The following is a 13,155-nucleotide window of genomic DNA, read 5'->3' as shown; positions in this document are numbered from 1 at the left end:
TTTTTTTATATCCCCCTGGTTTTTGGGGGTCAACGGGCGGGGGGGGGGGGGGGGTGTGGGTGGCCAAAAAATCCCGGGGGGGCCCCCGGGGGGGGGCCGCCCCCCCCCGCTTCGGGACGAACCGGTGGAGCTAGTGCGCGTGGCCGTGACCGGCCGCGGCGGGCTCCTCCTCTGCCGGCTTCTCGACCACGGAGCTCTCCGTGGTGAGCACGAGCCGCGCGATGGACGCGGCGTTCGCCACCGCGGACCGGGTCACCTTGACCGGGTCGACGATGCCGGCGCCGATCAGGTCCGTGAGCTCGCCGGTGGCGGCGTTGAAGCCCTGGCCCCAGCTCTGCTCCTGGACCTTGCTGACGATGACAGCGCCCTCGTGGCCCGCGTTGGTCGCGATCCAGAACAGCGGCGCGGTCAGCGCATCACGGACGATCCGGACGCCGGTCGCCTCGTCACCGGTCAGGCCGAGGCCGCCCTCGAGCTCCTTGACCGCGTGCACCAGCGCCGAGCCACCGCCGGGCAGGATGCCCTCCTCGACGGCCGCCTTGGTCGAAGCCACGGCGTCCTCGATGCGGTGCTTGCGCTCGTTCAGCTCGGTCTCGGTCGCCGCACCGACCTTGATCACCGCGACACCGCCGCCGAGCTTCGCGAGCCGCTCCTGCAGCTTCTCGCGGTCCCAGTCGGAGTCGGTGGTCTCGATCTCCTTGCGGATCTGGGCGATCCGGCCGTCGATCGCGTCCTTGGTGCCCGCACCGTCGACGATCGTGGTGTCGTCCTTGGTGACGACGACCCGCCGCGCACGGCCCAGCGAGCCGAGGTCGGTCTCGGACAGCTTCAGGCCGATCTCGGCCGAGATGACGTTGCCGCCGGTGACGACCGCGAGGTCGTCCAGGAACGCCTTGCGACGGTCACCGAAGAACGGCGCCTTGACGGCGACCGCGGTGATCGTCTTGCGCAGCGAGTTCACCACGAGGGTGGACAGCGCTTCGCCGTCGACGTCCTCGGCGATGATCAGCAGCGGCTTCTTGGCCTCGACGACCTTCTCCAGCACCGGGAGCAGATCGGCCAGCGCCGAGATCTTCTCGCGGAACAGCAGGATGTAGGCGTCCTCGAGGATGGCCTTCTGGTCCTCGGGGTTGGTCGCGAAGTGCGCCGACAGGAAACCCTTGTCGAACTGCACACCCTCGGTGACCACGAGCTCGGTCGCCAGCGTGGACGACTCCTCGATGGTGATGACACCGTCCTCGCCGACCCGCTCCACGGCCTCGCCGAGCAGGGCGCCGATGGCCGCGTCACGCGAGGTGACCGTGCCGACCTGGGCGATGTTGTCGCGGCCCTTGACCGGGGTCGCCTTGGACTTGAGGATCTCGACGACCTTCTCCGCGGCGGCCTCGATGCCGCGGCCGACCGAAGCCGGGTTGGCGCCGGCGGCCACGTTGCGCAGGCCGACCTTCACCAGCGACTGGGCCAGCACAGTCGCGGTGGTGGTGCCGTCACCGGCGACGTCGTTGGTCTTGGTGGCGACGCTCTTGGCGAGCTGGGCGCCGAGGTTCTCGAACGGGTCGTCCAGCTCGACCTCACGGGCGACGGTCACGCCGTCGAGGGTGATGGTCGGGCCGCCGAACTTCTTGTCGAGCACGACGTGACGCCCGCGCGGGCCGAGGGTGACCTTGACCGCGTCGGCGAGCTTGTTCACCCCGCGCTCCAGCGCGCGACGAGCGTCCTCGTCGAAACTGATCTGCTTGGGCATAGCGAGTTCCGCTTACCTTTCGGTGTCTCTTGAACGCAAGAACGCCCCGCACCCCGGCTTGTGCGGGGCCCGGGGCGTCATGCGCTGCGAGCGGTCGTCAGTTGATGACGGCCAGCACGTCGCGGGCGGACAGGATCAGGTAGTCCTCACCGTTGTACTTGACCTCGGTGCCGCCGTACTTCGAGTAGATGACGACGTCGCCGACCGCCACGTCCAGCGGGACGCGGTTGCCCTTGTCGTCGATCCGGCCCGGGCCCACGGCCAGAACCTTGCCCTCCTGGGGCTTCTCCTTGGCGGTGTCGGGGATGACGAGGCCGGAAGCGGTCGTCTCCTCGGCCTCGCTCGTCTGGACAACGATCTTGTCCTCGAGCGGCTTGATGTTCACGCTCACCGGGTTGACCTCCACGGTCGTCGAAAGCGTTGGCAGGTACGTAATGACTTACGGCTCCTACCACCCCCGCCGTCGCGGGTGCCGGGGCGTGTTCGGGCCGTGCAATTAGCACTCTAGCCACGGGAGTGCCAGCTTCGCAAGGAGGGTGCCCTCACGCTGAGCCCGAGCTGCGTTTAGCCCGCTAAACGCAGCTCGGCGAGGTCGGCGACGACGACGTCCGGTGGTGGCGTGAGGGGTGCGACAGGAGCGACCGCGATGGTGGCGACGCCGGCGGCCCGGGCGGCTTGGAGTTCGGGAGGCGTGCCGCCGATCAGCACGCACTGGTCCGGCGACGCGCCGACTCCGCGCACGGCGGCGTCGATCAGCGCGGTGCCGGGCAGGAGCAAGGCCGGATCGCCGGACGCGCGGGCGCTGATCCGTTTGACCTCGTACTGCAGGTCGTGCAGCGAGAGGTGGCTTCGCACCGCGTCCATCGACTGGTTGCCCACCGCGGTGACGGTGAATCCCCGCCAGGCGAGTTCGCCGATCAGCTCGACGGAGCCGGGCACGGGGCCTGCGACGACCAGTGCTTCGAGTTCCAGCCGGGCCAGTTGCCGGTGGACGGCGTCCGCGGTGTTCGGGCCGCAGCTCGCGGCGTAGGACAGCACGGCGAACGGGTCGCCGGTGGCCGCGACCTCGTCCGGAAGGACGTGGCCGACCAGCGGCTTCAGCCGGTCCGCCGCGGTACGTGCCCCCGCGGTGTCGAAAACCGTGCAGACCACTCCGTCGAAACCGACGAAGACGTGGTCCCGGCCGGCCAGCAGTTCCGTCACCCCCACCATGCCTTCCACCTTGCCACCGACTGCGTTTTGCGGGCTAAACGCAGTCGGTGGCCTGCCTCCGCGCACTCGGGGGCTTACTCGGAGCGCGCCGGTCTGGTTAGGTTTTGGCCATCGGCTGCCCGACCACTGGAGAGTGCCTTCATGCAGTCACGTATGTCGCGCCGCACCGCCGCCGCGATCGCCGCCACCACGCTCCTGGCCGGGCTGGCCACCGCCGCCCCGGCTCAGGCCGCCCCCACCGATCAGCAACGCCAGGGCGACTTCGCCGCCGCGGCGAGCGAGTTCGGCGTGCCGCTCAACGTCCTGCTCGGCGTCTCCTATCTCGAGTCCCGCTGGGACACCAACCATGGGACGCCCAGCACCGCGGCGGGCTACGGCCCGATGCACCTCACGGATCTGCGCTCGGCAGGCTCCGGCGGCAGCCATCACGACGAGGGCACCGAGGACCCGCGCGGGGACAGCGCCCGGCCCGCCCTGCGCCCGAGCGCTCCCGCCCCGGTCCCTCCCGCGCCCGGCCTGCAGACCGTCGACACCGCGGCGGCGCTCACGCATACCGACCCGGCGACACTGCGCGCCGATCCGGCCGCCAACGTCCGGGGCGGCGCCGCGCTGCTTGCCGACTACCAGCGCAAACTCGGCGTCCGCAGCGACAACCCGGCGGACTGGTACGGCGCGGTCGCGCGCTACAGCGGCGCCGACGGCACGGCCGCCGCGCAGGCCTTCGCCGACGAGGTCTTCGACACCATCGCCGCCGGGACGTCCCGCACCACCGACGACGGCCAGCGCATCAGCCTGGCCGCGGCTCCCGGGCTCGCCCCGGCTCGCGGCCAGCTCGGCGCGCTCGGGCTCCGCGCCGACGCGCCGCCCGCGCCGGAGTGCCCGAAACGGGTCGCGTGCGAATCGGTGCCCGCGCCCTACCAGCAGCTGCCCGACGGCGGCTACGGCAACCACGACATTGCCGACCGGCCGAACGACCAGAAGATCGACCACATCGTCATCCACGACACCGAGGGCTACTGGGATTCGGTGCTCAAGCTGGCCCAGGACCCGGCCTACGTCAGCTGGCACTACACGGTCCGCTCCGCGGACGGCCTGATCGCCCAGCACGTGCCGACAAAGGACGTCGCTTGGCACGCGGGCAACTGGTACGTCAACGCGAAGTCCATCGGCGTCGAGCACGAGGGGTTCGCGGCGAAGGGCACTTGGTACACCGAGGCGATGTACCGCGCGTCGGCGAAGCTGGTCGGCTACCTGGCGCGCAAGTACGACATCCCGCTCGACCGCGCGCACATCATCGGCCACGACAACGTGCCGGGCACGACCCCGGCGACGATCAAGGGCATGCACTGGGACCCGGGCCCGTACTGGGACTGGTCGCACTACTTCGACCTGCTCGGCGCGCCGTTGGACGGCTTCGGCAGGCCGGGCTCGCCACTGGTCACGATCGCTCCGGACTTCGCCACGAACCAGCCCGCGTTCACCGGCTGCGACGGTGCCGGAAAGCCTTGCCCGGCAAGGGGATCCGAGGCCGTCGTGCTGCACACCGAGCCGAGCGACACCGCGCCGCTGCTGCTCGACGCCGGACTGCACCCCGACGGCTCACCGTCCACAATGGACGTTGCCGACGTCGGGAGCAGGGTCGCGACCGGGCAGCGGTACGTCGTCGCCGAAACCCGCGGTGACTGGACCGCGATCTGGTACCTCGGCCAGAAGGGCTGGTTCCACAACCCGCGCGACGAGCGCACCGCGAAGCCCGCGTTCGGGTTCGCCGTCACGCCGAAACCCGGGCTCGCGTCGGTGCCGGTCTACGGACGGGCCTTCCCGGAAGCCTCGGCCTACCCGTCGAACGTGCCGCCGCAGGAGCTGGTGCCGCTCCCGTACACGTTCGCGGCCGGGCAGCGGTACTCCTCGGGCGGGACGGTCGGGTCCGAGTACTTCTCGGCCACGACGTTCGACCCGGCGCAGCATGTCGTCGTCAAGGGCAAGCTCCGGTACGTCCAGATCCAGTTCGGGCACCGGATCGCCTACGTCAAGGCCGACGACGTGCAGGTCCAGCCGGTCTGGTGAGCCCGCCCGAGTGCGTTTAGCCCGCTAAACGCACTCGGGTCAGCAGGTCACGGAGGATTTCGGGGGCGTGCGTCCAGAGCAGCGCGCCCCCGATGTCCGGGACGACGTGCCGGGTGACGCCGGGGATCCGCGCGGACAGGGTGACGCCATTGTCGGGTGAGTGACTGGTGTCGAGCTCGCCGTACCAGACGTCGACAGCCGCGGTGATCCGCGCGAGGTCGAAAGGCCAGCGCCCCATCGCGAGGACGGTGTCACGCGCGTACCCAGCACCCCCCTGTCTGAACGCTTCGGCGAGCGCGCGGCGGTACGCGGCGTCGAAAGCCGGAGCGGTGTACACGGCGACGTCGACGTCAGGGCTTGACGCCAGGACGTGGTCTCGCATCGCCTCGGCGCTGAAGCCCGCGAAGAAGGCTTCGGCGCTGTCGGGGTCCTCAGCGACCTGACGCACCAACGCCGCCAACGCGTCCGAAAGCACGCCGCGGAACTCGGGCGCCGAGACCTCGTCGGCGGCCGACACCAGCGCGAGTGGGCCGGCGACGCCTTCGACGACGCAGGCCAGCGCGAACGGCGCGCCCTGGGAGTTCCCGACGATCGCGGGAACACCGAGCCCACGATCCGCGCACAGCACGCCGATGTCCCGTGAGAAGTCGGCGAAGCCACGGCCGGGGTCCGATGTGGACACACCGAGTCCCGGCCGGTCCACCGACACGAGCCGGACACCGAGTTCGCCGACGACGTCGGCACCGAAACCCAGCGTCCGGCTGGTCGCCGCGCCGGGGCTGAACAGGACCGGCACACCGTCGGCCGGGCCCCACTCGGCCCAGCCGAGCACCCGGCCGTCCGGCAGCGCCGTTTCGCCGAGCCGGGCGGGAGGTTCGACAGCTACGTTCACCCCGCCGATCATGGCGGAGTCCACTCTGGACCGCACGCGGGTTTCAGCTGTCCAGCGCGACCTTCACCCCGGCGGCCTGTTCGGTGTTGCGCCGCGTCTTCGCCCAGCCGTTGCGGCCGCGGATCAGCCGGAACAGCGCGCGCCACGACGTGATGTAGAAGGTGTAGATGTAGGCCGCGTAGGCGAGCCCCATGCCGATACCGCGCAGGATGTTCTTGCTGCGCAGGCATTTCATCTGGTAGATCGGGCCCCAGACGACGAACGGCAGCAGCCCGAACGAACCGTAGATCGCGAAGAGGATCCAGGCACCGCCGGTGAACCACGTCCACACCTGCGCCGGATCGCCCGCGGTGCTGATCAGCAGCAGCACGAACGGGATCGGGTAGAGCAGCGAGCCGATCAGCTGCATCCACGGCTGCGCCAGGTAGTACATCATCTCCGCGGCGCCGAGGGTGCTGACGTGCGGCGAGTCCCAGATCCGCCGCAGATACCGCGCGCACTGCATGGTGCCCTGACCCCAGCGCGTGCGCTGCACGAGGAAGCGCCGCAGGCTGTACAGACCTTCTTGCGCCACATGGGAATCCGGGGTGAACCCGGTACGCCAGCCCGCGGTGAGCAGGTGCACGCCGAGTTCGAAGTCCTCCAGCAGCGAGCCGCGCCACGGCTGCTCGTCCTCGCCTGCGATCGAGTCGAGCGCGCTCAGCCTGGTGAACTGGCCGTTGCCGCCCATCGAGATCGTGCCGGTGAAGGCGCGCGAGGTCTGGATGGCCGCGATCGCGGTGCGGAACTCGAGGTCCTGCAACTGCGCGAGCTTGAGCCCGAACGCGCGGGAGAACCACGTCCGGCCCGGCGGACGGGTGGTCACGTTGCTCATCCGGACGTCGAGCTGGACGGCGCCGATCGTCCCGTCGCCGAACAGGTGCCCGGCGGCGCACACCTCGAGGCAGTTCGGGGCGGGACGCCCGTCGGCGTCGACCACCACGACAACGACGTCGTCGCGACGCGCGTCCGGTCCCATCCAGTCGTTGAGGGCCTGATACGCGGCGTTGAGCGCATCGCCCTTTCCCGTTCGCGCCTCCGGCCGCGTGCGCGGCACGAGGTGCAGGTACGGGTCGTAGGCGCCGTTGCGCCGCCAGAGCGAGCGGACGACGCGGGCGGTGCGGTCCTCCGAGTCGTCGTCGACGACCCAGACGTGCGCGCGCCGGAACGTCGTCCGCAGGTACCGCACGGTCTCGCGGATGACGGTCTGTTCGTCGCGGCAAGGCACGAAGAAGTGCCAGACGAAGTCGTCGGGATCGCCCACCGGCGCCGGTTTGCGCCGTAGGTAGGGCACGACGATCACGACGACGTAGACGATGAACGCCACGCTCATCGTCAGCGCGAACGCCTGGGTGACCGCCAGCAGGATCTTCAGCCCGCCTCCGCTCATGACGCGGCCTTCGCGGCGTGCCTGCCCGCCTTCGTCCTGCGGGTGGCGAGCCACACGAAGAGCACGAGCGACACCGCGCCACCGAGCACGCTGACCATCGACCCGAGCAGCGTGTGACCCCAGTAGTAGCCCTCGTCGGTGCCGAGGCCGAACACGAGCCAGACGATCGTCAGAATGCGCAACTGGTTGACAAAAAATACGACGACAGCAGCCGACAACAGTGACAAAAACAGCCGCTTGGCATTATTCGGCCGGAAATACAACATGACCGAGGTCACCAACAACAACGGCAGCAAGAGAAAAACCGACGAGCATTCCGGAGTCATTCGTAACCCGAACGGAGTATCACTCGATAACCCAAAGTAGACAGTTTCCCGGGAGCCCACGACGTATACACCCGATGAGGTGATGACCCGCAGGATCAAACCTGCCAGCTGTACTTCGATTTCGCGGTACAGCCGCTCGGCCAGCACCAGACCCACCCCGGCCGCCAACACCGCGAGGACCGCGATACGCAGCGGAAACCTTGCGGGACTTGACATGGGAGCGCTCGCTACGGCCACAACGATCCTCTCGCTGTCGATGATTGCCGGACGACTGGACGTTCTCGACGAACCTGCGGACCCCGGTTCGAGCGTAAGCCATTCCGGCGACCGGAGGCCAGCGGGATCCCCTGCACCGGGGAGCCGACTGGACCTTTCGGCCCCTTGTGTCGGCAACTTGTTAGACCAAGAGAGTGAACGTCCCACCGACCTGGTGAAAAGCGTCGAAAATCCACCCGAACCGGTGATTCGCCAGTTTCTTCTGTGCCATTTCCGCGGGCCCCGGCGATACAGGGTCCGCGTGCCGAATTCTGGAGGCGGTATTCATCCGCGTAGCGGTGCGCCTTGGGAAGACAATCGGAGGATCAGTTGATGAAGAGGCACCTCATGCGACGAAGCGGTCTGCTCGCCGCGGTGGTGGCGAGCATCGCCCTCGTCGGAGCGGCCCCCGCGTATGCGGCGCCCGGCGACGGCTCCGCGTATGGCGTCAAGGTCGATGTGAAGCTCCTCGGCCTGGACGCGGTGAAGGCGGGGCCACTGGCCGCCGCGAACACCAACAGTCCCGTCCAGAACAGCCTGGCCAAAGTGGATCTGACCGGCATCCTCACCGCCGGCGCGATCAACACCGAAGCGAAGCGGGATGACAACTCCGGTGCGGTGACGGCGAAGGCGAGCACCGCCGACGTCGGCCTGCCGTTGCTGCAGAAGGCGCTCGGCACCGTCGGGGTCAAGGCCGTCGAAGCCGTGTGCACCGCGACGCAGAAGGGTGTCGAGGGCAGCACCACGCTGGTCGGCGCCAACCTCGGCAGCCTGGGCGCCGTCGACTCGAAGCCCGCCGCGAACACCCAGCTCAAGGTCGGTCTCGGCCCGGTCAATGTAGCGACGATCATCCTCAACGAGCAGATCAAGAACCCCGACGGAAGCCTCACCGTGAACGGCCTCCACGTGAAGCTGCTCGGCGAGGGGCTCGACGCGCTCGGCTCCGGTGACGTGATCGTGTCCTCGGCGACCTGCGGCCCGGCCGCGCCGCCGATGCCGCTCGCGTCCGGCGCGGGTCTGTGGATCGGCCTCGGCCTGCTTGGCGCCGTCGCGATTCCCGCGGGCACCTGGATGATCCGCAAGCGGCGCTCGGCGACCGCGGCCTGACCGGACTGAGGTGAGGCGGAAATGTACAAGATGCCAGGCGCGGGCGTCGGCGTGGCGGGTGGCGGCGTGGGCACGCTGGCCGCCACCGGCGCCGACATCGGGTGGTGGCTCACCGTCGGCGTGATCCTGGTGGTGCTCGGGATCGTCGCGGTGTACGCCGCGTATCGCCGCAACCGGCGGCTCGCCAGGTCGCGGGCCTGACCGGTACGGCCAAGCAGGCGGACGGCGTACGCCCCTCGTACGCCGTCCGCCCGGCCGGACACGGGGTTTTCCCGGACACTCGAATCCGAGGGTGTCCCGCAAGGCGCAGGAAGGAGCACCGAATCATGGACGTGATGTTGCTGGCCGGGACTCGCCCGGAGGCGGTCAAACTGGCACCGCTGGTGCTGGCGCTGGACGCGCACCCCGGGCTGCGGCCGCTGCTGGTGCACAGCGGCCAGCACGAGGGCATGGTCGAGCAGGCGCTGGTGCCCTTCGGTGTCGGCGTCGACGCCTGGCTCGACGTGCCGCCGCGGATCACCGGAAGCCAGGCCGAACTCGTCTCGGGACTGCTCCCGGCCATCGACGACGCGCTGCGACGGTGCGCCCCGGCCGCGCTGGTCGTCCAAGGCGACACGACGACGGGCCTGGCGGGCGCGCTCGCCTCGTTCTGGCGGGGTGTCCCGGTCGTCCATCTCGAGGCGGGGCTGCGGACGCATGACCTCGCGGCGCCGTTCCCCGAAGAGGGGACACGCCAGATGATCGCGCGCATCGCCGCGCTCCACCTGGCGCCGACCATCGGCGCCGCGGCCGCGCTGCGCGCGGAAGGCATTGCGCGGCAACAGATCGCGGTGACCGGCAACACCGTGGTGGACGCCGTACTCGCCATCGCGGCGCGCGATCTTCCCGCGCGCGACACGGCTCTCGCACTGCTGGAGATCGAGATCGCCGAGGCGGGCGAGCGACTGGTCCTGGTGACCTCGCACCGCCGGGAATCGTGGGGCGAACCGCTCGCCCGCACGCTCGCGGCTGTCCGGCTCATGGTCGCCGAGCATCCCGACGTCCAGGTGCTGTTCCCGGTGCACCCGAACCCGGCGGTCCGCGAGCAGGTACGGTCCGAATTGGACGGTCTGCCGCGGGTGACGATCACCGAACCGCTGGAGTACCCGGACCTGGTGCGGGCGCTGCGGCTGGCGTCACTGGTGCTCACCGACTCCGGCGGGATCCAGGAGGAGGCGCCCACATTCGGCACGCCGGTGCTGGTGCTGCGCGAGGTGACCGAGCGGATGGAGGCGGTCGACGCGGGCTGCGCGTGGCTCGTCGGCACCGACACCGCGCTGATCGCGGACACCGCGGCGCGCCTGCTGCGTGGTGAACTCCAGCCCGCACAGGTCGGGAATCCTTACGGCGACGGCAATGCGGCCGAACTCGCGGTGGCCGCAATCTCCGAGCTGCTCGGTCTGGCGGACGGCACGGTCACCGATCTCGAGGTCGTTCCCACGCACGGCTGAGTACGGCGGGCTGTCGTGTGTGTCCTGGGCGTGGCCGGGACGAATGGTCCGCTCGTGCCGTTCGCGGCGCGAGAACCGGCGGTCACAGGTGTCACCTCGGTCCCTCTCGCCACTCCGGGGGAGAGCAAGGGACCTTTGCTATCGCTCTACACGCGGTGTATAGCGGCGGCGCTGTCACGGAAACTCCGCTCGTGCCAAGAAAACCTTGACAAGGGAATCCGCGACACCGCCGAGACCTCAGATCGAGACGACCTCGACCGGCAGCGCCGGATTGGCTGAGAAGTCCAGCGCAGCCACGGGACGCCGGGCAGCGACGACGTGGGCTCCGAGCGCCGCGATCATGGCGCCGTTGTCCGTGCACAGCCTCGGCCGCGGCACCCGCAGTTCGATCCCGGCCTCGGCACACCGTTCCGCGGCCAGTGCCGAGAGCCGCGAATTCGCCGCCACACCACCGGAAATAACCAGGGTCCCGATGCCCTGCTCCTTCGCCGCCCGAATCGCCTTCGCGGTGAGCACGTCGGCGACGGCTTCCTGGAACGACGCCGCGACGTCATCTACGGGGATGTCCTCACCCCGACGTTCGGCGCCTTCGACCCACCGGGCGACCGCTGTTTTGAGGCCGGAGAAGGAAAAGTCGAACTTGGCGTCCCGAGGTCCGGTCATCCCGCGCGGGAACGCGATCGCCCGCGGATCGCCGTTCTTGGCGGCCTTGTCGATCGGCGGACCGCCGGGATAGGGCAGGCCGAGTACGCGGGCGACCTTGTCGTAGGCCTCACCGGCCGCGTCGTCCACTGTGGACCCGAGTTCGGTGATCTTCGAGGCGATGTCGTCCACCCGCAGCAGTTGTGTGTGCCCACCGGAAACCAGCAAGGCCAGGCACGGTGCGGGAAGCGGGCCGTGCTGCAGGGTGTCGACGGCGATGTGCCCGGCGAGGTGGTTCACACCGTACAACGGAACACCCAGCGCCGTGGCGTACGCCTTCGCCGCCGCGACGCCGACGAGTAACGCGCCCGCGAGGCCGGGGCCGGCCGTGACAGCGATCGCGTCCACATCGGACAGTGCAAGACCTGCCGTAGCGAACGCCCGTTCCACGGTCGGGACCATCGCTTCGAGGTGGGCCCGGCTGGCGACCTCGGGCACCACACCGCCGAAGCGCGCGTGCTGTTCCACGCTGGAGGCGACCTCGTCGGCGAGCAGCTCGACGGTGCCGTCGTCGTGCAGCCGGACCAAGCCGACGCCGGTCTCGTCGCACGAGCTCTCGATGCCCATGATGATGCGCGACATCAGCCCGCCACCTCGTCCGCTCGTGTCCGCGCCGGGCGGACCATCGTGTAGGCGTCGGCGCCGGAAGGCCGGTAGTAGCGCTTCCGGATGCCGACCCGCTCGAAACCGTGCCGCTCGTAGAGCGCGATGGCCGCGTCGTTGTCCGTGCGGACTTCGAGGAAGACCGGCGCGTCCAGTTCGTCGGCACGCTCCAGCAGCGCGCGCAACAACGCCGTGCCGATGCCCTGCCCTTGGGACTCGGGGACGACACCGATGGTGTGCACGCTCGTCTCGTACTCGCCACGCTTGCGGCCGACGACGGCAAGCCCGGCATACCCGACGAGCTCGTCGGAGTCGTCCGGGCGGGCGGCGAGGTAGAAGTTCCCGGCGTCGAGTTCGGCCTGGAACGCCCAGGCACTCCACGGATCGTCGCCGGGGAAGAGGATCTTCTCGATCTCCACGCAGCGGGCGATGTCCTTGCGGCGCAACGGTTCGAGCCTCATGGCGCGGTCACTCGCTTGCGGCCTGCCGGCTCGGCCGCGTCGGGGCGACGCAAGTAGAGCGGAGTGAGCGCGGCGGGCGGCTCCCCTGCGAGCAAGCTCTCCCGGGCAACCTTGACGAGTCCGGCGGGCGACGGGAAACGGGGTCCAATGGGCTGGACGCCGAGCGTGTCGGCGTACAGCGCCGCGCCATCGCCCGCGGCGACCTTCGTGGTGACGTCGAGTTCGGCCGGGCGCTGGACGTGCGGGCCGTCCGCCCGCGTGCCGTCGGCGTCGTAGCGCGCCCAGTACACCTCGCGGCGACGCGCGTCGGTGAGCACGAGGAACGGGGTGTCGCCGGTGACGTCCGCCGCGATGGCGTCGAGGCTGCAGACCGGGTACGCCGGGACGCCGAGTGCGTGGGCGAGGGCGGCTGAGGTGGCCATCCCGGCGCGCAGGCCGGTGAAGGGCCCGGGACCGACGCCGCACACGATCGCGTCGAGATCCTTGAGCGTGATCCCTGCGGCCTCGGCGGCGGCCAGGGCGTGCGGGGTGATCAGCTCGCCGTGGGCCCGCGGATCGACGGTGACCCGCTCGGCGCGCGTGGTCAGCTCGGCGGCGTCTCCCGCAGCGTCCACGACAACGACACCCGCGGTGACCGCCGGGGTCGACGTATCGATCGCCAGTACCAACACGGTGTCCCAGCCTACGGCCCCCGCCCCGACGTGCAGTTAGCGGGCTAAACGCGGCGCTTAGGCACACTAAGGACTTCGGCGGGCCTGTCGGCCCCTGGTCCCGGCCCCCGACGCCCCGCGCCTCCCGACGGGCCCGCCGGACTGCGTTTAGCGGGCTAAACGCAGTCGGCGCGGGGTGTGAACCAGGTCTCAGCGG

The 13,155-nt window shown here is 70.0% G+C and carries 13 protein-coding genes; 4 read left to right on the top strand and 9 right to left on the bottom strand.

Annotated features, from left to right (window positions below):
* Positions 1–130: 130 nt before the first annotated feature.
* The 3 genes from groL to ACFW0G_RS42695 form a co-directional block, all read right to left on the bottom strand.
* Positions 131–1,744 (bottom strand): chaperonin GroEL, encoded by a 1,614-nt coding sequence (gene groL, locus ACFW0G_RS42705; RefSeq protein WP_378331274.1) that lies wholly within the window; start codon positions 1,742–1,744, stop codon positions 131–133.
* Positions 1,745–1,841: 97 nt separating this feature from the next.
* Positions 1,842–2,135: a co-chaperone GroES gene (gene groES / locus ACFW0G_RS42700; RefSeq protein ID WP_009072407.1), complete on the bottom strand. Its 294-nt coding sequence runs from the start codon at positions 2,133–2,135 to the stop codon at positions 1,842–1,844.
* A gap of 173 nt (positions 2,136–2,308) precedes the next feature.
* Positions 2,309–2,956 carry an HAD family hydrolase gene (locus ACFW0G_RS42695; RefSeq protein ID WP_378331273.1) on the bottom strand — a complete coding sequence of 216 codons (648 nt, stop codon included), beginning with the start codon at positions 2,954–2,956 and terminating at the stop codon, positions 2,309–2,311.
* A 141-nt stretch (positions 2,957–3,097) separates the two neighbouring features.
* Between ACFW0G_RS42695 and ACFW0G_RS42690 the strand changes: the two genes are divergently transcribed.
* Positions 3,098–5,023: an N-acetylmuramoyl-L-alanine amidase gene (locus ACFW0G_RS42690; protein WP_378331272.1), complete on the top strand. Its 1,926-nt coding sequence runs from the start codon at positions 3,098–3,100 to the stop codon at positions 5,021–5,023.
* A gap of 16 nt (positions 5,024–5,039) precedes the next feature.
* Here ACFW0G_RS42690 and ACFW0G_RS42685 read toward each other — a convergent pair whose 3' ends face one another.
* The 3 genes from ACFW0G_RS42685 to xrtP are packed head-to-tail and all read right to left on the bottom strand — an operon-like array spanning position 5,040 to position 7,886.
* A complete protein-coding gene (locus ACFW0G_RS42685; RefSeq protein WP_378331271.1) occupies positions 5,040–5,915 on the bottom strand; it encodes an alpha/beta fold hydrolase in 876 nt (291 codons plus the stop codon).
* A gap of 43 nt (positions 5,916–5,958) precedes the next feature.
* Positions 5,959–7,344: a glycosyltransferase gene (locus ACFW0G_RS42680; protein ID WP_378331270.1), complete on the bottom strand. Its 1,386-nt coding sequence runs from the start codon at positions 7,342–7,344 to the stop codon at positions 5,959–5,961.
* Entirely contained in the window at positions 7,341–7,886 is a 546-nt protein-coding gene (gene xrtP, locus ACFW0G_RS42675; RefSeq protein ID WP_378331269.1) for an exosortase P, read from the bottom strand. The genes ACFW0G_RS42680 and xrtP overlap by 4 nt, the downstream gene beginning before the upstream one ends.
* A 372-nt stretch (positions 7,887–8,258) precedes the next feature.
* Here xrtP and ACFW0G_RS42670 point away from each other — a divergent pair, with 372 nt between their 5' ends.
* The 3 genes from ACFW0G_RS42670 to wecB all read left to right on the top strand — a co-directional run bounded on the left by ACFW0G_RS42670 (position 8,259) and on the right by wecB (position 10,522).
* Entirely contained in the window at positions 8,259–9,032 is a 774-nt protein-coding gene (locus ACFW0G_RS42670) for a choice-of-anchor P family protein (protein ID WP_378331268.1), read from the top strand.
* Between the two features lie 21 nt (positions 9,033–9,053).
* On the top strand, positions 9,054–9,233 hold the full coding sequence (locus ACFW0G_RS42665; protein WP_378331267.1) for an LPXTG cell wall anchor domain-containing protein: 180 nt from the start codon (positions 9,054–9,056) through the stop codon (positions 9,231–9,233).
* A gap of 125 nt (positions 9,234–9,358) precedes the next feature.
* Entirely contained in the window at positions 9,359–10,522 is a 1,164-nt protein-coding gene (gene wecB / locus ACFW0G_RS42660) for a non-hydrolyzing UDP-N-acetylglucosamine 2-epimerase (RefSeq protein WP_378331266.1), read from the top strand.
* 237 nt (positions 10,523–10,759) lie between these two features.
* Here the strand turns inward: wecB and tsaD are convergent, their stop codons facing one another.
* From tsaD to tsaB, 3 genes are read right to left on the bottom strand one after another with little or no spacing between them, the layout of a single operon-like run.
* Entirely contained in the window at positions 10,760–11,806 is a 1,047-nt protein-coding gene (gene tsaD, locus ACFW0G_RS42655; RefSeq protein ID WP_378331265.1) for a tRNA (adenosine(37)-N6)-threonylcarbamoyltransferase complex transferase subunit TsaD, read from the bottom strand.
* Complete coding sequence (gene rimI / locus ACFW0G_RS42650; RefSeq protein WP_378331264.1) at positions 11,806–12,288, bottom strand: ribosomal protein S18-alanine N-acetyltransferase; 483 nt, start codon at positions 12,286–12,288, stop codon at positions 11,806–11,808. Before rimI ends, tsaD begins: the two co-directional genes overlap by 1 nt.
* Positions 12,285–12,959 (bottom strand): tRNA (adenosine(37)-N6)-threonylcarbamoyltransferase complex dimerization subunit type 1 TsaB, encoded by a 675-nt coding sequence (gene tsaB, locus ACFW0G_RS42645; RefSeq protein ID WP_378331263.1) that lies wholly within the window; start codon positions 12,957–12,959, stop codon positions 12,285–12,287. The genes rimI and tsaB overlap by 4 nt, the downstream gene beginning before the upstream one ends.
* Positions 12,960–13,155: the final 196 nt, after the last annotated feature.

Origin of the sequence: Amycolatopsis sp. NPDC058986, from assembly GCF_042741125.1 — a bacterium.
Lineage (GTDB): Bacteria > Actinomycetota > Actinomycetes > Mycobacteriales > Pseudonocardiaceae > Amycolatopsis.
The sequence above is the reverse complement of the archived record's forward strand: the minus strand, read 5'-3'. Positions and strand labels throughout refer to the sequence as shown.